The 21,971-nt window shown below is 43.9% G+C and carries 19 protein-coding genes; all 19 read right to left on the bottom strand.

Annotated elements, in window-relative coordinates:
- Window positions 1-7: 7 nt before the first annotated feature.
- The 19 genes from mutL to yfmF all read right to left on the bottom strand — a co-directional run bounded on the left by mutL (window position 8) and on the right by yfmF (window position 21,886).
- The gene (gene mutL, locus BTO28_RS01075) at window positions 8-1,801 is read right to left on the bottom strand and encodes a DNA mismatch repair endonuclease MutL (protein ID WP_076763163.1); all 1,794 of its coding nucleotides are present in this window, start codon (window positions 1,799-1,801) and stop codon (window positions 8-10) included.
- A 37-nt stretch (window positions 1,802-1,838) separates the two neighbouring features.
- A complete protein-coding gene (gene mutS / locus BTO28_RS01070) occupies window positions 1,839-4,403 on the bottom strand; it encodes a DNA mismatch repair protein MutS (RefSeq protein ID WP_076763160.1) in 2,565 nt (854 codons plus the stop codon).
- A gap of 84 nt (window positions 4,404-4,487) precedes the next feature.
- A complete protein-coding gene (gene cotE, locus BTO28_RS01065; protein WP_076763159.1) occupies window positions 4,488-4,988 on the bottom strand; it encodes an outer spore coat protein CotE in 501 nt (166 codons plus the stop codon).
- Window positions 4,989-5,156: 168 nt separating this feature from the next.
- Window positions 5,157-5,591: a RicAFT regulatory complex protein RicA family protein gene (locus BTO28_RS01060; RefSeq protein ID WP_076763156.1), complete on the bottom strand. Its 435-nt coding sequence runs from the start codon at window positions 5,589-5,591 to the stop codon at window positions 5,157-5,159.
- Between the two features lies 1 nt (window position 5,592).
- The gene (gene miaB, locus BTO28_RS01055) at window positions 5,593-7,131 is read right to left on the bottom strand and encodes a tRNA (N6-isopentenyl adenosine(37)-C2)-methylthiotransferase MiaB (protein WP_076763153.1); all 1,539 of its coding nucleotides are present in this window, start codon (window positions 7,129-7,131) and stop codon (window positions 5,593-5,595) included.
- Window positions 7,132-7,256: 125 nt separating this feature from the next.
- Window positions 7,257-8,123, bottom strand: coding sequence for a 2-oxoacid:ferredoxin oxidoreductase subunit beta (locus BTO28_RS01050; protein ID WP_076763151.1), 867 nt, complete (start codon window positions 8,121-8,123; stop codon window positions 7,257-7,259).
- A gap of 2 nt (window positions 8,124-8,125) precedes the next feature.
- Window positions 8,126-9,868, bottom strand: coding sequence for a 2-oxoacid:acceptor oxidoreductase subunit alpha (locus BTO28_RS01045; protein WP_076763148.1), 1,743 nt, complete (start codon window positions 9,866-9,868; stop codon window positions 8,126-8,128).
- A gap of 232 nt (window positions 9,869-10,100) precedes the next feature.
- On the bottom strand, window positions 10,101-10,361 hold the full coding sequence (locus BTO28_RS01040; RefSeq protein ID WP_076763146.1) for a stage V sporulation protein S: 261 nt from the start codon (window positions 10,359-10,361) through the stop codon (window positions 10,101-10,103).
- Window positions 10,362-10,428: 67 nt separating this feature from the next.
- Entirely contained in the window at window positions 10,429-11,229 is an 801-nt protein-coding gene (locus tag BTO28_RS01035) for a TIGR00282 family metallophosphoesterase (protein WP_076763144.1), read from the bottom strand.
- A 68-nt stretch (window positions 11,230-11,297) separates the two neighbouring features.
- Complete coding sequence (gene rny / locus BTO28_RS01030; RefSeq protein ID WP_076763142.1) at window positions 11,298-12,857, bottom strand: ribonuclease Y; 1,560 nt, start codon at window positions 12,855-12,857, stop codon at window positions 11,298-11,300.
- Between the two features lie 241 nt (window positions 12,858-13,098).
- On the bottom strand, window positions 13,099-14,151 hold the full coding sequence (recA, locus tag BTO28_RS01025; RefSeq protein WP_076763140.1) for a recombinase RecA: 1,053 nt from the start codon (window positions 14,149-14,151) through the stop codon (window positions 13,099-13,101).
- Window positions 14,152-14,568: 417 nt separating this feature from the next.
- The gene (locus tag BTO28_RS01020) at window positions 14,569-15,813 is read right to left on the bottom strand and encodes a competence/damage-inducible protein A (RefSeq protein WP_076763138.1); all 1,245 of its coding nucleotides are present in this window, start codon (window positions 15,811-15,813) and stop codon (window positions 14,569-14,571) included.
- A 61-nt stretch (window positions 15,814-15,874) separates the two neighbouring features.
- Entirely contained in the window at window positions 15,875-16,453 is a 579-nt protein-coding gene (gene pgsA, locus BTO28_RS01015) for a CDP-diacylglycerol--glycerol-3-phosphate 3-phosphatidyltransferase (RefSeq protein WP_076763135.1), read from the bottom strand.
- 24 nt (window positions 16,454-16,477) lie between these two features.
- A complete protein-coding gene (locus tag BTO28_RS01010) occupies window positions 16,478-17,350 on the bottom strand; it encodes a helix-turn-helix domain-containing protein (RefSeq protein WP_076763126.1) in 873 nt (290 codons plus the stop codon).
- Between the two features lie 18 nt (window positions 17,351-17,368).
- Window positions 17,369-18,160, bottom strand: a complete 792-nt coding sequence (locus BTO28_RS01005; RefSeq protein WP_076763120.1) for a YmfK family protein — start codon at window positions 18,158-18,160, stop codon at window positions 17,369-17,371.
- 129 nt (window positions 18,161-18,289) lie between these two features.
- The gene (locus BTO28_RS01000; protein WP_076763119.1) at window positions 18,290-18,535 is read right to left on the bottom strand and encodes a DUF3243 domain-containing protein; all 246 of its coding nucleotides are present in this window, start codon (window positions 18,533-18,535) and stop codon (window positions 18,290-18,292) included.
- A gap of 56 nt (window positions 18,536-18,591) precedes the next feature.
- Window positions 18,592-19,314: an elongation factor P 5-aminopentanone reductase gene (gene ymfI / locus BTO28_RS00995; RefSeq protein WP_076763116.1), complete on the bottom strand. Its 723-nt coding sequence runs from the start codon at window positions 19,312-19,314 to the stop codon at window positions 18,592-18,594.
- A complete protein-coding gene (gene yfmH, locus BTO28_RS00990; RefSeq protein ID WP_076763113.1) occupies window positions 19,314-20,609 on the bottom strand; it encodes an EF-P 5-aminopentanol modification-associated protein YfmH in 1,296 nt (431 codons plus the stop codon). Before yfmH ends, ymfI begins: the two co-directional genes overlap by 1 nt.
- The gene (yfmF, locus tag BTO28_RS00985) at window positions 20,606-21,886 is read right to left on the bottom strand and encodes an EF-P 5-aminopentanol modification-associated protein YfmF (protein ID WP_076763110.1); all 1,281 of its coding nucleotides are present in this window, start codon (window positions 21,884-21,886) and stop codon (window positions 20,606-20,608) included. The genes yfmH and yfmF overlap by 4 nt, the downstream gene beginning before the upstream one ends.
- Between the last annotated feature and the right edge of the window lie 85 nt (window positions 21,887-21,971).

Genomic DNA, 21,971 nt, shown 5'->3' with positions numbered 1-21,971 from the left:
CACCTCTTTACATAATTCGTTTAAACATTTTCTCAATATCATAGGTCGATAGATGAATGACAATCGGGCGGCCATGCGGACATGTGAACGGATCCTCACTTTCACGAAGATCATTTAGGAGCTGTTCAATTTCGTCATTTCGCAAGTGACGATTCGCTTTAATCGATCCTTTACAGCTCATTAAAATCGCCGCTTCCTCGCGAATTTTTTTCACATCCGGCTTTTTCATCTGCAGCACTTCTTCAATCATTTCTTCAATGACTTCCCGTTCTTCTCCCTTCGGAAACCACGACGGATGTGCGCGGACGATGTATGATTTGTCGCCGAATGGTTCTAAAAACACACCGACTTCTTCAAGGAATGCCCGGTTCTCCTCAATTTTCACATATTCATCCGCTGAAAATTCAAACGTCATCGGCATAAGCAGTTCCTGCAGTTCATTTTCAATCTGTCCGACTTTTTCTCGAAAGTATTCATATTTTAACCGCTCCTGGGCAGCATGCTGGTCAATCATGTATAAGCCATTTTCGTTTTGCGCGAAAATGTACGTTCCATGCATTTGTCCGATTGGATAAAGCGGCGGCATTCTTTCTGCTGCTGGTTTTTCTGGTTCAGGCGCTGTCGGAGATTCAATGATTTCTTCTGCAGGCGGCTCTTTCACCGGTTCGTTGTAAAACACGGGGTCATACAGTTTTTTTACTTCTTCTGCCGGAGGCATTGCTGGTTTTTCAATCCGCGGTGCATCGAATTGAAACGCTGGCTGCTCGCTAAAATCTTTCCGTTTTTTTAATGTCGGCAAAGCATCTGGAATAAGCGTTTCTTTTCGGAGAGCTTCTTTAATCGCCGAGGATAAAAGCGAACAAAGTTCTATTTCTTTGCTGAAACGAACTTCCAGCTTCGACGGATGGACATTCACGTCGACTAAAATCGGATCCATTTTCATGTTGACTAAAACGATCGGGTAGCGGCCGACCGGCAAAAAGGTGTGGTACCCTTCTAAAATAGCGTTCGATACTTTGAAATTTTTAATGAACCGCCCGTTCACCATCATCGACATATAATTGCGTGATGCACGGGTTACTTCCGGAAGAGAGATAAAACCGGACAGCTCAAAGTCAAGGGATGCGGCCGTTATTGGAATCATCTTCTTGGCGATATTGATCCCATATATGGCCGCCAGCACTTGTCTCGCATCCCCATTTCCGTTTGTTTTCAGCAGCTCACGGCCGTTATGCCGGAGACGAAAAGAGACATCCGGCCGGCTAAGCGCCATCCGGTTGACGACGTCTGTAATATTTCCGAGTTCGGTATGAACGCTTTTCATATATTTTAAACGGGCCGGTGTGTTGAAAAATAAATTAGATACAACGATTTCGGTTCCTTTTCGCATTGGTCCCGGTTTTTTTAACTGAATAACACCGCCGGAAAGAACCATTTCTGTACCTGCTTCCTCACCGGTCGACGTTGTCATGGTTAATTCCGAGACGGAAGCGATACTTGGCAGTGCTTCACCGCGAAAGCCGAGTGTTCGAATGCGAAACAAATCATTTTCATCTTTTATTTTGCTAGTTGCATGACGGTAAAAAGCGGCCTCAACATCGTCTGCTGTGATGCCGTTGCCATTATCTGAGATACGGATGGAGGAAAGGCCCGCTTCTTCGACGTCAATTTCAATAACCGTGCTGCATGCATCGAGCGCATTTTCGGTTAATTCTTTCACGACAGACGCCGGTCGCTCCACCACTTCACCTGCGGCAATTTTATTTGACAGCGATTCGTCCAGCTGCATAATGATGCCCATTGTATCACCTCTCTTTGTTACTCCATGTAGTCCTAATTCAATTTCCGGTTTTCTTCGCTGATTTTTGCAGCGCATATAATGTATTCATCGCTTCCATCGGCGTCATTTCCATAATATCGTAGCTTAATAATGTTGAAATGAGTGATTTATCCTCTTTCGGTGCAGGCTCTTTCACCGGCACGGATTCGTCAAAAAACGAAAGCTGGCCTTCGTTTACTACGAGTGGTTTTTCCTCTTTGTTTTCGAAGGAATGCAGCAGTTCATCCGCCCGGGTAATGAGATCAGCCGGCAGTCCAGCCAGCTGTGCGACGTGTATCCCGTAACTTTTATCTGCGGCACCATCTTTTACTTTATGCAAAAAGACCACTTTCCCGTTTTGTTCTGCAGCCGTTACGTGGACATTTTGTAAATGTTCAAGCGTTTGATCCAATACGGTCAATTCATGATAGTGGGTAGAGAATAATGTTTTTGCTTTTATGTTTGTATGAATGTATTCGATCATGGCTTGCGCGAGCGCCATTCCATCGTATGTGGAAGTTCCGCGTCCTATTTCATCAAATAAAATAAGCGAGCGGTCAGTTGCATTCATGATCGCATGTTTTGCCTCTAACATCTCAACCATAAATGTGCTCTGGCCGGAAACTAAATCATCGGCGGCTCCAATGCGGGTGAAAATTTGATCAAATATTGGAAGAACGGCTTTCGATGCTGGTACGTAGCAGCCTATTTGCGCAAGAACCGAAATTAGAGCCGTCTGCCTCATAAATGTGCTCTTTCCGGACATATTCGGGCCTGTTATCAGCAGCATGTCCCGCTCTGGCCCCATTAGACAGTTATTCGGTACAAAAAGCTGTGCGTCCAATACTTTTTCAACAACCGGGTGGCGTCCTTCCTCAATGATCATGGTCCGGTCTTTTGAAAATTTTGGACGAACGAACCGGCGGGATTCACTGACCGCCGCAAAGCATTGCAGGACATCAATTTCACTAACTTTCCGCGCTAGCTCTTGAAGACGCGGAATGAACTCTTTCACATTTCCACGAAGCTGCGAGAAAAGTTCATATTCGAGATCGATCATTTTTTCATTCGCTTCCAAAATGAGCGCCTCTTTTTCTTTTAATTCCGGCGTGACAAACCTCTCGCAGTTTGCGAGTGTCTGCTTCCTTTCATATCGCCCTTCCTCAAGCAGTCCAAGATTTGCTTTCGTCACTTCAATGTAATAGCCAAAAATACGATTGTAGCCGATTTTCAGCGATTTAATGCCTGTTTTTTCCCGCTCCTCTTTTTCAAGCGCTGCAATCCACTGCTTCCCGTTGCGGGCAGCATCACGATAGTCATCAAGCCGCTCATGGAACCCGTCCCGGATCATTCCGCCTTCCTTCACCGAAATGGGCGGTTCATTGATAAGCGCCCGGTCAAGAACGTCATAGAGTTCGGTACACGGATCAAGTTTATCCGCTAACTGATTGACTTCTTTTCCGCTAATTTTCTTTAATACTTCCGTTAACGCCGGTATTTGACCGATCGATTTTTTCAGCTGGACGAGGTCACGCGCATTCACATTCCCGAAGGCAACACGCCCTGCAAGCCGTTCAAGGTCATAGACTTCTTTTAATTGTTCACGCAGTTCTTCCCGTTCGAAATAGGAACCGATCAACGTTTCAACAATTTCGAGGCGCCTGTTTATATCCGGTTCATTAATAAGCGGCCGGTCAATCCATTGTTTTAACAGCCGCCCGCCCATAGCGGTTTTTGTTTCATCGAGCAGCCATAAAAGTGATCCTTTTCGCCCTTTGGAACGAATCGTTTCCGTTAGTTCCAGATTCCGCTTTGAAAAATAATCAATATTCATGTAATCGCGGATTTCATACTGCTCCGCCGGCTGTAAATGATCGAGGTTTCTTTTTTGTGTACGGTGAAGATAATGATAGAGACGGGCAGCTGCTCTTCTCACTAATGAATGGGTTAGCTCTTTTATGAGCGGTTCAAATTCAATTTCACTCTCCTGCTCTTCAATGGAAACAACCGCCCCAAGCCGGCCGTTTATTTGCTTTGTTTCTTCCAGCGTCCATTTACCGTTTGTAATCACTTCTTTTACGCCGAATGACGCTAGTTCATGAAGTGCACTGTCGAAGGATTGAAAAACGGCTGAGCGGCATTCGCCAGTCGTCAAATCTGCTGCAGCAACCGCATATTCATTACCGGATATCTCAAATGACGCAAGATAATGATTCTCTTTTTCCTGAATGCCGGCACCTTCCATCATCGTCCCCGGCGTGATCACCTGAACCACTTCGCGTTTAATGACGCCCTTAGCTTGTTTCGGGTCTTCCCGCTGCTCACAAATCGCCACTTTATGGCCCGCAGCAATCAGTCTTTCTATGTACCCTTTCGCCGAATGAAACGGTACACCGCACATCGGAATACGGTCTTCGCTTCCTCCGTCGCGTGATGTTAATGTTATTTCAAGAATTTGACTTGCCTTTAACGCATCGTCAAAAAACATTTCATAAAAATCGCCTAGACGAAAAAATAAAAAGGCATCTTCATAGTCTGCCTTTACACGCAAATATTGCTGAATCATTGGAGTATATTGTGCCATGTTTAATTCCTCTCTGTCAGTCTTCTTATGCTAGTATAGCACACAGAAAAAAGGCGGGAAAACAGTCTGTTTCCCGCGGTGTTTTTATTTGGAGTCGTGTTCTTCCGCGGTTTCCCGCTCAATGTCCCACTCGTCTTCATACGGATTGACTGTCACGCATATTTTCGTTTCTCCCGTCACTTCAACGGACAACTCACGCTCCGCCTGCACATTAATTTTTGTTCCACAATCACTGATTACTGCTTCCTGGCAGTTTGGCTGCTGAAGGACTTTCACCCATACATCGTCATCGCCCTGGCTGTCATCATCACGATACGAAAGTCTAATGTTATCCTTGTACTCCACTTTTTCCGTTACGACCGCTGTTTTCGTATGATCATGGAATGAATACCAGACATTTATTTCATATGAGCCGAATACTTCTGTTTTATCTCCAGCTTTTTTCGCTTTGTATTCGTGGTTAATAATCCAGCAGCCAAGAATACCAGACGGCTTATTCGGCGGCAATATAGTGTGGTGTGTCTGTGTATACTTCCGGCCTTTGGCGACGACGGACTTCGTGATGATTTCGCGGAATTGGCTCAAGCTGTATGTCCCTCCCCTTTGTTAGTCTCTGTATTGTATGCAGCGTGTGTGAGTGGTGTGCCCATAAATTTATTCAGACGATACATCATTTCGATAGACGAACCCTAATTCCCACGTGTGAAGGCTCAAAAAATCCCGCCACGATGAACGTAACGGGAGAAAAAATAATTAGCAGCTGCCTGGTGTGCTGTTTTGAACTTGTGCGCCGGTTTCGCCTCTCAGCAAATCACCGCCTGTTGTTTCAATAATGTTGTCAGTAACTTTATTTGAAATCGCTGTGGCGACCATTTGCAAAATTTCGTTTACATCGGTCTGTGACTGCTTGAATTGCTGCACGATTGGCATTTCATCAAGTTCTGTCTCAATTTTTTCGATTTTTTCTTCCACCATTTTAAGCGCCGACTCTTTCCCGTAATGCTGAAAGTTGACCGCTTGTTTTTGCAAGCTTTTTAAACCGGCCATTTTTTCACGGATTTTCTGGTTTTCATGAATTTTTGCTTCTGCCTGCTTGAAAAATTCTACTTCTTCCGTCGCGGAAATCATATCTGCAATTTCTTTTGCTTTTGCAATAATATCATCTTTTGTGTAGATTGTTTTTTCCATTTTAGTTCACCCCGGCCATAGTTTGTGTTTCTACCGCTTCTCCGTCCATCGACCATGATTTCGTTTCGATGATTTTTACCGGAATAATTTTTCCGATTGCGGATTTCGGCGCTTTCACGTTCACAAGCTTGTTTTTCGATGTGTAGCCTGCCAGAACATCAGGGTTTTTCTTGCTTTCCCCTTCAATGAGCACATCCACGATCTGGCCCTTATAACGCTTCATTGATTCGGCAGATAGTTCATTGACAAGTGCATTCAACCGCTGCAGACGATCTTTTTTCACATCCATCGGCACGTTATCGTTCATTTTCGCAGCTGGTGTTCCTTCGCGCGGTGAATAAATATACGTATATGCCATCTCAAAGCCGACTTCTCGGTACAGTGACATCGTTTCTTCAAACTGTTCTTCCGTTTCATTTGGATAGCCGACGATAATATCCGTCGTTAATGCAACATCTGGCATCGCCGTTTTAATTTTTCTGACAAGCTCTAAAAATTGTTCACGGGTATATTTGCGCGCCATTATTTTCAGCACATCCGTTGAGCCGCTCTGTACCGGTAAATGAATGTGATCCATTAAGTTGCCGCCCTTTGCGAGGACTTCAATTAAGTGATCATCGAAATCACGCGGATGGCTCGTTGTGAAACGAACACGCGGAATCCCGATTTGACGGATTTCATCCATTAAATCACCGAGACGGTATTCCATATCTGAAAAGTCCTTCCCGTACGCATTGACATTTTGACCGAGAAGCATGACTTCCTGGTAGCCTTGAGCTGCCAGCTGCCGCACTTCCTGTATAATTTCTTCCGGCCGGCGGCTCCGCTCTTTTCCACGCGTATACGGGACGATGCAGTACGTGCAAAACTTGTCACAGCCATACATGATATTTACCCATGCTTTAATATTGCCCTTGCGTACTTTCGGGAGGTTTTCAATCACGTCGCCTTCTTTGGACCATACTTCCACGACCATTTCTTTTGAAAGGTACGCTTCGTTTAAAATTTCAGGCAAACGGTGAATGTTATGTGTACCAAAAATCATATCGACGTGTGGGTATGATTTTAATATTTTGTTTACGACGGACTCCTCTTGTGACATACAGCCGCAAACACCGAGCAGCAAATTAGGATTGTCCCGTTTTAAATGCTTTAAAAAGCCGATTTCGCCAAACACTTTATTTTCGGCATTTTCACGGATTGCGCATGTGTTTAGCAAAATAACATCTGCTTCTTCCGGTGTTTCAACCGCATTATAGCCAAGTGCCATAAAAATCCCCGCCATGACTTCCGTGTCATGTGCATTCATCTGGCATCCATACGTGCGAATGTAAAAACTGCGCCCATTGCCCATTTCCTTAAAACGTTCATCAATTTTAAAGTCATGATGGTACGCGACTTCTTCTTTTCCGCGCTTTTTCGCGTCTTTTAATGACGGAGGTGTATAGACGGTTTCAAAATACTGGCTGTAGTCCTTAGCGGATTTTTTGTCCGATGGATTAACTGCCTGTTCACCGTCTCTTCTTTGTTCTTCGTTCATTGTGAATCCCCTTTCCGATCTATCAAAACTATCGTGCACATTCATTAAGTATATACCGGAAAAAGAAACGGCTCAAGCAAACAGAAAAAAAAGACACAGAGATTTGAAATCTCTGCGTCAACATCTTACATAAACTCTTTTACAAGCTGATCAAACGCTGCTTCGTCCAGATTGAGTTCTGCCTCAGACAGTGGAGTTTCAGAATAACCTTTTACTAACTCCTGGTATGACGGGCGCTCTTTATCTTGATAAATGATGCCTGTGACTAAATCGTCGTGCTTCATTAATGTATTCATGGCGATTTCACGGCTTGATGGATCATAGCCTTCAATGTCTGCAAGCTTTGTTAAGTTTTCTTTAAACCAGTCGTATGTGTTTACTTTATTGTAAGTCACACATGGGCTGAAAACGTTAATTAATGAAAAACCTTTATGATTAATACCTGCTTCAATGATCGCCGTTAAATCTTTCAAATCCGTTGAGAAACTTTGAGCGACAAATGTTGCGCCAGTTGTTACGGCTAGCTGCATTGGCGATAACGTCTGCTCGATTGAGCCAAGCGGCGTGGATTTTGTCTGGAATCCAGCTGCTGAGCGTGGAGACGTCTGCCCTTTCGTTAATCCGTAAATTTGGTTATCCATCACAATGTATGTCAAGTCGATGTTACGGCGCATGGCATGAATCGTGTGTCCCATACCGATCGCAAAACCGTCGCCGTCACCACCTGATGCAATAACGGTTAAGTCTTTGTTCGCCATTTTTACACCTTGCGCAATAGGAAGAGCGCGGCCATGAATGCCGTGAAGGCCGTATGAGTTAATATAGCCCGAAATACGGCCGGAACAGCCAATACCGGAGATAACGGCTAATTTTTCAGGTGTTAAACCAACGTTCGCTGCGGCGCGCTGAATGGCTGCCTGCACCGAGAAGTCACCACAGCCAGGGCACCAGTTTGGTTTTACATTGTTACGGAATTCTTTAAATGTCGCCATTATTAAATCAACTCCTTACTGCTGTTGACAATATGATGCGGCTGGAATGGATTGCCGTCATATTTCAAAATGCTTTTAATTTTTTGCGGATAACCTGCATTCATTTTTACAATACTTGCGAGTTGACCTGTCGCGTTGTTTTCAACTACTGCCACGTTTTTCGCTGATTCAATTAAAGGTAATATTTCGTCTGTCGGGAACGGATGAACAAGTCGGACACGTGCATGATTCACTTTCAATCCGTCTGCTTCTAAACGCTCCATCGCTTCTTCAATGACGCCGCCTGTGGAGTTAAAACCGATGAGAAGCAAGTCCGCGTCATCATGTTTTGCATTTTTGTAAACCGGTTCAGGGAACACAGCATGAAGATTGTCAAGCTTTCGCATACGCTTGTCCATTTGTGCTTTTCGGTTTGCCGGTGATTCAGACGGTTTCCCGGTTTCGTCATGTTCAACGCCTGTGACGTGGTGAATGCCGTTTGCGACTCCCGGAATAACCCGCGGCGATACGCCGTCTTCTGTTACTTCATAACGTTTAAAGTACGCTTTGTTTTCCGCTTCCGGGATTCCTTCTTTTACAAGTTTTCCGCGGCGGATGTTGATTTTACTATAGTCAAGCGGATCTACTGTATGTTTACCGAGTGACAGCTGCAAGTCGGATAGAACAATTACCGGCACTTGATATTCCTCTGCAATGTTAAATGCTTCAATTGTATCATAGAAGCCTTCTTCTGCTGTCCCTGGCGCAATGACTACTTTCGGAATCTCGCCATGAGTACCATAAATCATCGCCATTAAGTCAGACTGCTCTTGCTTTGTCGGAAGACCGGTAGATGGACCTCCGCGCTGTGTATCTACTATAACAAGCGGTGTTTCTGTCATTCCGGAAAGACCGATCGCTTCCATCATAAGAGATAGTCCCGGTCCTGCTGAAGCAGTAAACGAGCGTATACCGCCATAGTTGGCACCGATTGCCATTGTTACGGCCGCAATTTCATCTTCTGTTTGAATAACTGTACCGCCGACTTTCGGTAATTTTTTAATTAAGTATTCCATAATTTCAGACGCAGGTGTAATCGGGTATGCAGCCATTAATCGTACGCCCGCTGCGAGAGCACCTAGGGCAATCGCATCGTTTCCGATCATGAACATACGCTTGTTCCCGTCTGCAGGAGGCAATTCTAGTGCGCTATTCCCGCTTGCCATGTTTTCTTTCATATAGTCATAGCCTTGTTGAATCGCTTCCATATTCTTTTGTACAACAGTTTCTCCTTTGCGGCCGAAAATTTCCTCTACGACCCCTTGGAAAACAGACACATCAAGGTTAATAATCGCGCAAGTCGCTCCAACCGCCACCATGTTTTTCATTAGTGACGTACCAAGTTCTGTCGCGATGTCCGTAAATGGCACAGCATAAAATGCCGCATCTGTATCTTCCGGCTTCACCGGGTTAAATTTTGTATCAGCGATAATAATGCCGTCTTTGTGAAGTTCATGATAGTTGACGTCAATCGTTTCCTGATCAAATGCTACGAGAATATCAAGGTCATCTGCTACAGCACTTACTTTTCGTGTACTAACACGAATTTTGTTGTTCGTATGTCCGCCTTTAATACGGGATGAAAAGTGACGGTAGCCGTATAGATAATATCCGAGGCGGTTTAACGCCATTGAGAAAATTTCCCCTGTACTTTCAATACCTTCCCCTTGCTGTCCTCCCACTTTCCAAGAAAGCTGTTCTGCCATTTTGTGTTACACTCCTTTATTCGTACCCATCATTTTTATTTACTTTTTATAGTTTATCATTTATGTAGAGAAATCACTATACGAATACCTTATGATAAGAATACGTAATTACTTATGATAAAACTTACTAACTTAATCGGATTAAAAATAATATTCATAGTTTACTCCTTTTACCTGGAAAAATCAAAAGGAATTTTCACAAAAAAAAATTCCGGTCGGATGACCGAAATTTTTAACGGGATTGAACAATTAATTTTATTGCTGTTCGGGCTTCTCCAGCGATCAAGATACTGGTGAATGCAGGGATGCAGATTAAATCAATACCACCCGGTGCGACGAATCCGCGGGCGATGGCGACTGCTTTCACTGCCTGATTAAGCGCGCCGGCACCGACAGCTTGAATTTCAGCGCTTCCTCTTTCTCGCATCACACCGGCAAGTGCACCAGCTACAGAATTCGGATTTGATTTCGATGAAACTTTTAAGACATCCATTCCGTTATCCCCTTTCCAAAGCCTACATTCGTCTTTCATATATATTCAAATGAGACGGGGCTATGAATTAATAATCGGTGAAAGGATGGTCTTCGTTTATTAAGATGCGCCGGATCGATTTCGCGAGACCCGTTTTCCGATCCGCCTGCACGATGCATCCGGAAAGCTGCGTTCGTCCTTCTTTAGGTACTTCGAAGCGGGCAGGCAATGCGTTAAGAAACTTTTTCAAAATCACTTCTTTCTCCATGCCAAGAATACCGTCATACGGTCCTGTCATCCCGGCATCTGTTAAATAGGCGGTGCCGCCCGGCAATACTCGGTTATCCGCCGTCTGGACATGTGTATGTGTACCGACAACAGCTGTGACACGGCCATCTAAATACCAACCCATCGCCTGCTTTTCACTCGTCGTCTCCGCATGAAAGTCAACGAAAATAAATGGCGTCCGTTTTCTTGCTTCTTCCACCAGCAAATCCGCTTTTTTGAATGGACAGTCCAGATCATTCATAAATACGCGGCCCTGCAAATTAATGACCGCTACTTCAAATTCTCCAGCCGGGACAAACGCAATGCCTGTTCCTGGAACCCCCTCAGGAAAATTGGCAGGACGCACAAGCCATTTGGCCCCATCTATAAATTCAAAAATTTCACGGTTATCCCAGGCGTGATTGCCAAGTGTCACAACATTGGCACCGTCATTCATAAATGCTTTATAAATTTTTTCTGTGATCCCCCTTCCTCCTGCTGCGTTTTCGCCGTTTACGATCGTAATAGACGGACGATATTTTTGTTTTAACTTTGGCAAAAACTCACTTACCATATCACGGCCAGGTGAACCGACGACATCGCCAATAAATAATAATTCCATAATTACGGCCTTCTTTCCCGTTTTTTTGACAAAAAGAAAGCGATGTGACCAGCGCACACCGCTTTCGCTTATTTTGCGTATTCTACAGCCCGTGTTTCACGAATGACCGTCACTTTAATATGACCAGGATAATCGAGTTCGCTTTCAATTCGTTTTCGAATGTCACGCGCTAGTCGATGAGCCTGCAAATCATCGATCTGTTCCGGTTTAACCATAATCCGTACTTCACGGCCGGCTTGAATGGCAAATGATTTTTCAACACCATCATATGATTCTGAAATATCTTCCAATTTCTCAAGACGGCGAATGTAGTTTTCAAGTGTTTCGCTTCGTGCACCTGGACGTGCAGCTGACAGTGCATCAGCGGCAGCAACAAGGACAGCGATAACGGAAGTCGGTTCTGTATCTCCGTGGTGAGAGGCAATGCTGTTAATGACGACAGGATGCTCTTTATATTTCTGGCCGAGCTCAACGCCAATCTCAACATGGCTTCCTTCCACTTCATGATCGACCGCTTTACCGATATCATGCAGAAGACCTGCACGGCGGGCAAGCATCTCGTCTTCCCCTAATTCGGCTGCCAGAAGACCGGATAAATACGCGACTTCTATGGAATGTTTCAGCACGTTTTGACCGTAGCTCGTCCGGTATTTCAAACGACCGAGTATTTTGATCAAATCAGGATGCAAACCGTGAACGCCGACTTCAAAAGTTGTTTGTTCACCAATTTCCCGAATGTGCTCGTCCACTTCACGTCTCGCTTTATCGACCATTTCTTCAATACGTGCCGGGTGGATGCGGCCGTCCTGCACCAATTTTTCGAGTGCAATTCGTGCCGTTTCACGACGGATTGGATCAAAGCCGGACAGAATGACAGCTTCTGGCGTGTCATCGATGATTAAATCAATGCCTGTCAGCGTCTCAAGTGTACGGATGTTGCGTCCTTCACGCCCGATAATACGCCCTTTCATTTCATCATTCGGCAAAGCAACAACCGAAACCGTCGTTTCTGCGACATGATCGGCGGCACAACGTTGAATCGCAAGCGATAATACTTCACGCGCCTTTTTATCCGATTCTTCTTTCGCACGGTGCTCGTTTTCTTTCACCATGATGGCAATATCGTGGGACAATTCCTGTTCTGTTCTTTCTAAAATGATGGAGCGGGCTTCATCCCGTGTAAGAGCGGAAATCCGCTCAAGTTCGGACTGCTGCTTTTTCACCATCTCATCCACTTTGCTGTCCATCTCTTCAATATGTTGTTGTCTTGTCTGTAACGCTGCCTCTTTATGTTCGAGCGTTTCTTCCCGCTTATTTAGGGAATCATCCTTTCGATCAAGATTTTCTTCTTTTTGAAGGAGGCGGTTTTCCTGTTTTTGCAATTCATTTCTTCGTTCACGGAGTTCATGTTCCGTTTCCGTTCTCAGTTTATGAATCTCATCTTTTGCCTCGAGCAATGCTTCTTTTTTCGACGCTTCCGCTTCACGTTTCGCGTCATCCACAATTTGATCCGCGGCGTTTTTCGCACCCGCTATTTTTGATTCGGCAATTGATTTTCGTACAAAATAGCCAACAACGACACCAATGATAAGGCCAAGCAAAATGGAGATGATCGTAATGGGTTCCATCATTTCACCTCCTCTTGCTATAAATAATTGTCATGTTTTTAACATGTCGGCTGCTGCAATGAATATAAATAAAACAAACAGCGCTACATTTCCATTTTCAAGATAAAAAATGTCAAATATACAATTTTAATTTTATCGGTGTAAAAATTCATTGTCAAGGTTTTCTCTTTGAAAGACCTTTTTGCATAAGGTTTTAACAAAAAAAGCAGAAGATCGGGTCGTCCCGTCTCCTGCTTTATGATCATTCATCATCAAAAAGTGAGTCACTTGCGTTTTCATTTTCTGTCGCCACTGGAAGGGATGCGGCATCATCAAGTCCATACCGTTCCCGGATTTTCATCATAATTTCATGACGAACGTCCGGATTTTCTTTCAAGAACTGTTTCGCATTTTCACGGCCCTGACCAAGACGTTCCCCATCGTATGAATACCATGCACCGCTTTTTTCGATAATGTCTTCTTCTGAACCAAGATCGATAATTTCACCTTCACGTGAAATGCCTTCTCCGTACATAATATCGACTTCCGCTACACGGAATGGCGGCGCGACCTTATTTTTGACAACTTTAATTTTCGTTTTATTCCCGACAATATCATTGCCTTGCTTCAGTGCTTCGGCACGTCTTACTTCAAGGCGAATTGAACTGTAAAACTTGAGGGCGCGGCCTCCTGGCGTTGTCTCAGGATTGCCGAACATAATCCCGACTTTTTCACGAATCTGGTTGATAAAGATCGCGATTGTGTTTGATTTGTTAATCGCACCAGACAGCTTGCGAAGCGCCTGTGACATCAAACGTGCCTGTAAACCTACATGGGAAGCACCCATTTCGCCTTCAATTTCCGCCTTCGGTACGAGGGCAGCAACCGAGTCAACGACAATAATGTCAACAGCACCGCTTCGTACAAGTGCTTCAGCAATTTCAAGTGCCTGCTCTCCCGTATCCGGCTGCGATAAAAGTAATTCATCAATGTTGACACCGAGCTTTTGCGCATAAACAGGATCAAGTGCATGTTCCGCATCGATAAATGCAGCTTGTCCACCTGTGGCCTGTACTTCTGCAATCGCATGAAGGGCAACAGTTGTTTTACCTGAACTTTCCGGACCGTAAATTTCTAGCACACGGCCACGTGGATATCCGCCTACCCCAAGTGCTGCATCAAGTGCGAGAGAGCCACTTGGTGTTGTCGAAACTTTTCGTTCTGCCTGCTCTCCAAGTTTCATAACAGAACCTTTACCAAATTGCTTTTCTATTTGTTTTAGTGCCATATCTAAGGCAGCTTGACGATCGTTCACTATAAAATTCCTCCTTCAAAAATATATATCTATATTAGGAACAGCTGTTTCGCGAGTGTGTATTAACCTGACTTAACTATACCTCATACGAAAGAGAATTACAAGCAAAAAACGAACGTTTATTCGATTTTTTTCACCTGCTTTCAGAAGAAAGGAGTAAACAAGATAGGTAGTGAATATGAGAGGATACAGAAGGACAATGATGAGCAGTCTTACAACAGACCTGGAATCTGCTTTTTATATTATAGCATAGCCCGATTAAAAAGCGTACCGGAACCTCCGATACACTTAAAATCGATACAATATTATGTTAAAAGAGAGGTGATAGGGGGCTCTATGCACCGGTCAACGGATTGTTTCAGGCTATATATACCTCTCATCACCTATCCTCCAGCTGAATTCATAGCAAATTAAATGTTATTGTTTATGGTCAAATAACTGAAGCAAATAATGACAGCCGTACCTCACTGTTCTTTTCCTTACACCGTCCCTGCTCCCAGCCATCTTTAACGAATGAATGATCGTTTCCTGTCCTTCTGCGGCGATTGCTAAAAAAACAGTTCCCGGCTCATGTCCTTCAAGCGAATCAGGTCCCGCTGCACCTGTAAAACTAATACCGATACGCGATCCACACAACTTGCGGACATTTTCAGCCAGCTCTTTCGCACACTCTTTGCTGACTGCGCCAAATTCGGTTAAAGTTTCTTTTTTCACGCCGAGAACAAGTTCTTTCACTTCATTTGTATAGCAGATAACACCCCCTTTAACATGGGCACTCATGCCGGGAATCGCAGTTAATTCTCCGAGAAACAGCCCGCCTGTCAAACTTTCTGCCGCTGCAATCGTGAGCTGTTTATCCTTTAATTTACCTGCAAGCTCAGCCGCGATGGTCGTTTCATCATAGCCATAAAAATAATGGCCAACCCGCTCTAATATCTCGTCTTCCGCCTGCTGGATCATTCGAACCGCTTCTTCAGGAGATTCATGTTTGGCCGTTATACGCAGCGTGACTTCACCGTCGCCTGCAAGCGGGGCGATCGTTGGATTCGTCTGTTTCATTAAAATATCATCGATTTCTGTTTCAAGCGCCGATTCGCCGATGCCAAAAAACCGCAGAACACGCGATTCAATCCGCTCGACTTTTTCCATCACATTTAAAATTTCCGGTCGTCCGTAGTTTAAAAACATCGGCTGCATTTCACGCGGCGGGCCAGGTAAAAGCATATAATATTTATCACTGGATTTAACAAACATGCCTGGTGCCATTCCATTGTCGTTTTTAAGCACGATACTGTCTTTGATCACAAGAGCCTGTTTTTTATTGTTATCCGTCATCATTCGTCCGGTTTTGTCAAAATATGATTGAATGCCCTCAAGCGCTTCTTCATTGTATTCCAGCGTTGTCCCGATCATCTGTGCAATTGTTTCTTTTGTCAGGTCATCTTTTGTCGGTCCAAGACCCCCGGAGAAAATGATTAAATCTGCCCTTTTTTGAGCCAGTTTGACCGCTTCTTCAAGCCGCTGTTTGTTATCGCCAACGACAGTATGATAGTAAATATTAACACCGATTTCAGCAAGATGCTGGGAAAGAAAGCGCGCATTCGTATTCGTAATTTGTCCGAGTAATAATTCTGATCCAACTGCAATAATCTCAGCATTCATATGTATTTCTCCTCCATGTTTAAGAAAGGCACCTATGGAATCATCCAAAGGTGCCTGTTCGTCATTTTGAGTTTTTAAAAACATCTTTATTTAATTTGAAGTAATCCCAGCCGGACCATATGGTGAAAAATAGCGCGATCCAGAGCATAATGTCACCGAACGGGATGCCCCAGCTTTCAAATGGCGCATTATGGAGCAATAGAACAGCAATCGCCACAATTTGCGCCCACGTTTTAATTTTCCCAAGCATGTTCGCCGCAACCACTTCCCCGGTACCCGCCAAAATGAGACGGAGACCCGTTACCGCAAACTCGCGGCTGATGATCGCAATGACAATCCATGACGCTGCAAAGCCCAATTCGACTAAAATAATCAATGCCGCCGAAACAAGCAATTTGTCAGCAAGAGGGTCTAAAAACTTGCCCAGATTCGTGACAAGGTTGTACTTTCGTGCAACATATCCGTCAATCCAGTCGGTAGTGGAAGCAAAAATAAAGAGTAAAGCTCCGGCTAAATGCTCAACCGGCATTTCGGTACCGAACACGCTCACCGTACCCCATCCGAAATCAGCGACCATAACCAAAATGAAAAACGGAATCATAAGAATGCGTGAAATGGTAATTTTATTTGGTAAATTCAAGACAGTTCCCTCCACAAACAACCGTTATTGAGCTTTCATGCGAATGACGATATCCTGCCGGACTTCATCCGCAGCCGGAAGCTTATAAGCAAGTGGTTCGCCATTCACAGTAATAACGGTGTCTGGTGCAAATCCAACAACGATTTGCGCTTCAGTCTGACCTGTTAAGTTGTGTGTTTGTGTCTGTCCATTGGCCAGCATTCCACTGTAATACTTTTTCCCGCTTCCATCAGCCATTTCGACCCATGTTTCACCTTTTGAAGATACGGATACTTCAAACGATTTTGCACCTGCAAGTTCGTACACAGTTTGACGGCCGCTCGCAGATACTGCTGTTAATGTTTGAGCGGGAGCTGCCGGCGGTTCTTCAACAGCTGGTTCATCTTTTACAGGCTCTTCTTCAACAGCAGGTGTTTCATTTTCCACTGCTGGGTCTTCCTGTACCTGCACTTTTTCATCAACAGCAGGCTCACTTTCTGATCCGCCTTTCGGAATGAGCATCCATACAAGGAAAAGTGCCCCAATAATAAAAGCAGTTACTAAAATTTTTGGCAAATAATCTAGAAATTTTGATGAATCCCGAACCGGTTTTGACGCTGCCACTTTTTTCTGTTCTGATGCGGCAGCTCCGGTTGGACGAAGAGGCACCTCGTCTTCTTTAGAAGACGGCACTTCGCTTTTAAATTCTTCAAACAATTCTTCCGCATTTAACCCTACAGCTTCCGCGTACTGCTTGATAAAAGCCCGCACGTAGAATTTGCCCGGCATAATATCGTAGTTGCCTTCTTCAATACCGGCCAGATAACGCTTTTGAATCTTTGTTAATTCTTGAATGTCTGATAATGACATTCCTTTTGACTCCCGCGCTTCCTTTAATTTTCTCCCTAATTCTGTCACCCGTAACACCTTCCAATATTAAAAGTTAAAACCACCGAAGTTCGAATCCTGGAACAGGTTGTTTTTTTCTACTGCCTCATACGTAATTTCTTCATCCGGCTCATGTCGGAGCTCAATAATATAGTCAAAGTCATCGAGTGAATAATCACTGTTTTCTGCAAACACATCCGGGTGCTCCACGACTTTTACAGCCGGCAGCTGCATGACTTCCCGGACAAGCTGCCAGTGCTTTTCACCAGCTCTCTTTGCCGACATTACCCCATCAAAAATAAAAATGTTATTCGAACTGTATTCGTCACGCAAAAGCTGCTCTCTCACTGTCTGTTTAATCATCGTTGATGACATAAACAGCCATTTTTTATTGGCACACACACTTGCAGCGACTATTGATTCTGTTTTCCCTACCCGTGGCATTCCTCGAACGCCAATGAGACGGTGCCCTTCCATTTTATACAATTCTGCCATAAAATCGACAAGAAGTCCAAGTTCACTCCGAATAAATCGGAATGTTTTGCGGTCGTCTGCATCACGCTCTATATATCTTCCATGGCGGACAGCCATACGGTCGCGTAATTTCGGCTCACGCAGTTTCACGATTTCAATCGTATCCATTGTCATTAATATTGAGTCCAGCCGCTTAATCTGGTCTTCACTTTCCGCCCTCATTAGTAAGCCCCGGCTTTTATCATCGACACCGTTAATCGTTACAATATTGATCGACAGCATACCAAGCAAAGAAGAAATATCACCGAGCAGGCCCGGACGGTTCTTTTTTATTCTATATTCAAGGTACCATTCTTTTTTGACCATCGAACTCCTCCATTGCGGCATGCTTAAGCATCTGTTTACTATAATAAAGGATATTATGTATTTTTAAAAGCAGAACTGAAAAGAAAACCCTTCTTGAACGTAATTGTTCGAGAAGGGTTCCCAATAATGTCATTTTTGAACGAGCTTCATCATGCATGCAGCCAGTGCTTTTTGCTCATTTTCATTGGCTACAGACCATAAATCAGACAAAACACGTTCCTGCTCATTTTTTGGATCAACATTTGCATGCAAGTAGTCGCCAATTTCATATGCAAGTTTGTTGATCGCTTCGTCAGGCATTCCACGCTGCTCAGCATTATTCATTTTATTGCCTAAAAATCGTTTCCAGTCTTGCCAGTTATCGAGTACAGACATTTGAAAATCCTCCTTTAAAAGTGGAATCATTCATAGTATGTTCTGTATTTCGTCATTTATGCGTACCATCCACCGTTTACTGACAGGGTATGTCCGGTAATGTAACTGGCGGCAGGCGAGACTAGAAATGCCGCTGCATTCGCAATTTCTTCTGGCGCTGCGAAACGTCCGAGTGGGATATCAAAGGCAATTTCCCCTTGTTCTTCCGCTGAAAAAACACTGTTCATAGAGGTGTGAACCGCACCGGGTGAAATGGCATTAACCCGAACACCGGATGGACCAAGTTCTTTGGCCAGTGCTTTTGAGAACGCAATTTGAGCACCTTTCACAGCAGAATATACTGTTTCACAGGAGGCACCTGTTTCTCCCCAGATTGATGAAATAAACGTAATCGATGCGTTTTCCTGTTTTAATAAAGATGGGATCAACTTTCTTGAAATCATCATGGGCGCTTTCATATGTACGTACCAGAGTTCGTCCATTTCTGCATCTGTAACGTCTTGCAGCATTCCGTATTGACTCATTCCGGCAGCGAATACGATTGCTGTTACATCATTTGCAGATTCGGCAAGGGCATCAATCTCTTCTTGTTGTTTTAAATTCGCTTTAAAGAGGACCGTCTCTCTCCCTGCTTCTATAACTTGAGCGGCAAGAATGCGGGCCGATTCTTCATTTTGACTGTAATGAAGAATCAAGTCCCACCCATCCTTAGCCAGTTTAAGCGCAATCGCTGAACCGATTCCGCCTGAAGCCCCGGTGATCAATGCTTTTTTGCTCATTATGCGCTCTCTTTTGGCAATATAAAACAGGAAGAAAACCCTTCTTCTTGAATCATTGTTCGTGCAAAGCTGATTACATCTTCCATCTTCATTGCCTCAAGAACCGGTACGGTTTCAAATAAATTCAACCCATTAAATTGATACCGCGTGAATTGGTTAGCGATAAATTCCGGTGAATTAAAGGCCCGGAGCAAGGCACCGATTTTTTTCTTGCGTGCTCGACTAAATGATTCTTCTGTAATGTGCTGTCCTTCTTTAGATTCCATCAGCTGCGCCTTAATACGTTCAGACAGCTTTTCCGGTTCATCTGTATCGCCGCCGACAATGGCAAAGCTGACGCCCCTCTCACCTGTATAGTCGAAGCCGAACGTATCATCAATAAGTCCCTCATTATAGGATTTTTCGTAAAATTTAGCGCTTTTTCCAAATAAAATTTCAAGCAGCAGCCCCGCCGCCAGTTCTTCTTTTAATTTTTCTGTTCCCGTTTTATCCGAGACAGGCATTTTCAGACCAACTTCACATTTTGACGTATTTACGCTCATATGAAGAGAACGATGTTTTTCTGCTGCTTCTGAAGGCTCATCCGGGAAACGGCGCTCCACCGGGAATGGCTCTGGAAACTCCTTGCTTGCTTGGTTGCGGCGTACAAGCTCCATCATGTCATCCGGATCAACAGGACCAACGATAAACAACGACATGTTCCCCGGATGATAAAATGTTTCGTAGCATGTGTATAAATGATCTTTTGTGATATCCGCAATTGATTCGACCGTACCTGCAATGTCTATTTTCACAGGATGCTGTTTATATAGGTTTTCAATTAACCCAAAATATACACGCCAGTCCGGGTTATCATCGTACATGCGGATTTCCTGACCAATAATGCCTTTTTCTTTTTCCACCGTCTGCTCTGTAAAATAGGGTGCCTGAACGAAATTCAGCAATGTCTCTGTATTTTCTTTTATATTTGATGTCGCCGAAAATAAATAAGCTGTCCGGGTAAAAGAGGTGAATGCATTTGCAGAAGCCCCTTGGCTGCTGAACTCCTGAAATACATCGCCATGTTCTTTTTCAAACATTTTGTGCTCTAAAAAGTGAGCAATGCCGTCCGGAACATGGATAAATTCATTTTCGCCCTGCGGTATAAAATCGTTATCAATTGAACCGTAATTCGTCGTGAATGTTACGTACGTTTTATTGAAACCCGCTTTCGGCAATATATAGACATTCAGCCCGTTTTCAAGCTGTTCATGGTACACCGTTTCATTCATTTGATCAAAGACTGTTTTATTCATCCCTGCTCCTCCTTGCCTGACAAAAAGTACACAGTATCCACAACAACCGTTTTGGCTGCAGCTGCTGTCTCTTCTTTCGTTACCGCATCAATGGCTTGGATCAATTCGTCAATTGGACGGTCAACACCTGCTGCAATATTGTGATACTTAAGTTCTACCATCCCTCTTGCTGTATCAGCGGATTCTTTCAATTGATTTTTTAATAGTGCTTTTGTCTGATCCATTTCAAGATCCGAAATGTTCCCTTCTTTCACTTCATTCAGCTGCTCTTTCATAATCTTGACTGTTTTATCGTAATTTTTTTGATCAATGCCGGCAAGCATCATCAAAAAGCCTTTATGACTGTCAAGACGGCTCGCCGCGTAGTACGCCAAGCTTTCTTTTTCACGGACATTCATAAACAATTTCGAATGGGCAAATCCGCCGAAAACACCGTTGAAAACTTGGAGTGCTGCAAACTGCGGATCGGCATATCGAATACTCGTCCGGCATCCAATATTTAATTTCCCTTGATTCAAATCCTGTTTTTCATGAATTACACGGATGTCTTCCACCTGGACTGACGTATTTTTCGGTTTAAGGGATTTTGACCGCTTTTCAAATGGAAAATACGATTCAATTTTTGCTGCGGCATTCTGGGGATCAACATTTCCAATTACGAAAATGTCAATCGTATCTTCTGCCAGTGTCTTTTTGTAATAATGATAAAGCGACTGCGGTGAAATGGGCTCTACTTGTTCTAAAAGACCTCCTGCTGGCAGTGCATATGGATCTTCTTTGTACATCTCTTCTACAAGTTTTACCGATGCGTAGCGGGTTTTGTCATCATAAATAGACCGAATACGCTGCTGTAAACTTCTTTTTTCCTGTTTTACAGTCGAATCAGGAAATACTGCTTCCTTAAGATATGGGCGGAATAGTACATCCGACATGACATTTAATGCCTGATCAAATAAGTCACTTGCCCCATGTAAATACTTTTCATTTGCGACTTCAATCGTAAAGGTAAGAACATGGTCATCTCCTTTTTTCGCTGAATCAACAAAGAAGTGCGCCCCGTACAATTCATCGAGAGCGGTACGGAATGCCGTCGCTGAAGGCGCGTTCTCGGTACCGGACTGTAAAACATGCGGCAATAGGGCGCGCATTGTGACTGTTTCCCGGTCTAGACGCGATCTCATTTTAACAATCACTGTATTCGTTTTATATTTTTCCGTTTCAATCACATGGACGGTACATCCCGGTTGATTAAACGATTGTTCCTGTGATGCTTCCATTATTATTCCTCCCCTAATCCGGACTTCTACATAGCTTTTACTAGTATATCTTCACTATACAGCAGCATTCATAAAATGAAAAAGA

Origin of the sequence: Domibacillus epiphyticus, assembly GCF_001975785.1 — a bacterium.
Lineage (GTDB): Bacteria > Bacillota > Bacilli > Bacillales > Domibacillaceae > Domibacillus > Domibacillus epiphyticus.
The sequence above is the reverse complement of the archived record's forward strand: the minus strand, read 5'-3'. Positions and strand labels throughout refer to the sequence as shown.

Coding starts and splice junctions, on each gene's coding strand:
- mutL (WP_076763163.1), bottom strand. CDS start 1,801: ATGGGCATCATTATGCAGCTGGACGAATCGCTGTCAAATAAAATTGCC.
- mutS (WP_076763160.1), bottom strand. CDS start 4,403: ATGGCACAATATACTCCAATGATTCAGCAATATTTGCGTGTAAAGGCA.
- BTO28_RS01060 (WP_076763156.1), bottom strand. CDS start 5,591: ATGGAAAAAACAATCTACACAAAAGATGATATTATTGCAAAAGCAAAA.
- miaB (WP_076763153.1), bottom strand. CDS start 7,131: ATGAACGAAGAACAAAGAAGAGACGGTGAACAGGCAGTTAATCCATCG.
- BTO28_RS01050 (WP_076763151.1), bottom strand. CDS start 8,123: ATGGCGACATTTAAAGAATTCCGTAACAATGTAAAACCAAACTGGTGC.
- BTO28_RS01045 (WP_076763148.1), bottom strand. CDS start 9,868: ATGGCAGAACAGCTTTCTTGGAAAGTGGGAGGACAGCAAGGGGAAGGT.
- BTO28_RS01040 (WP_076763146.1), bottom strand. CDS start 10,361: ATGGATGTCTTAAAAGTTTCATCGAAATCAAATCCGAATTCTGTAGCT.
- BTO28_RS01035 (WP_076763144.1), bottom strand. CDS start 11,229: ATGGAATTATTATTTATTGGCGATGTCGTCGGTTCACCTGGCCGTGAT.
- rny (WP_076763142.1), bottom strand. CDS start 12,857: ATGGAACCCATTACGATCATCTCCATTTTGCTTGGCCTTATCATTGGT.
- BTO28_RS01020 (WP_076763138.1), bottom strand. CDS start 15,813: ATGAATGCTGAGATTATTGCAGTTGGATCAGAATTATTACTCGGACAA.
- BTO28_RS01005 (WP_076763120.1), bottom strand. CDS start 18,160: ATGGTCAAAAAAGAATGGTACCTTGAATATAGAATAAAAAAGAACCGT.
- BTO28_RS01000 (WP_076763119.1), bottom strand. CDS start 18,535: ATGTCTGTACTCGATAACTGGCAAGACTGGAAACGATTTTTAGGCAAT.
- ymfI (WP_076763116.1), bottom strand. CDS start 19,314: ATGAGCAAAAAAGCATTGATCACCGGGGCTTCAGGCGGAATCGGTTCA.
- yfmH (WP_076763113.1), bottom strand. CDS start 20,609: ATGAATAAAACAGTCTTTGATCAAATGAATGAAACGGTGTACCATGAA.
- yfmF (WP_076763110.1), bottom strand. CDS start 21,886: ATGGAAGCATCACAGGAACAATCGTTTAATCAACCGGGATGTACCGTC.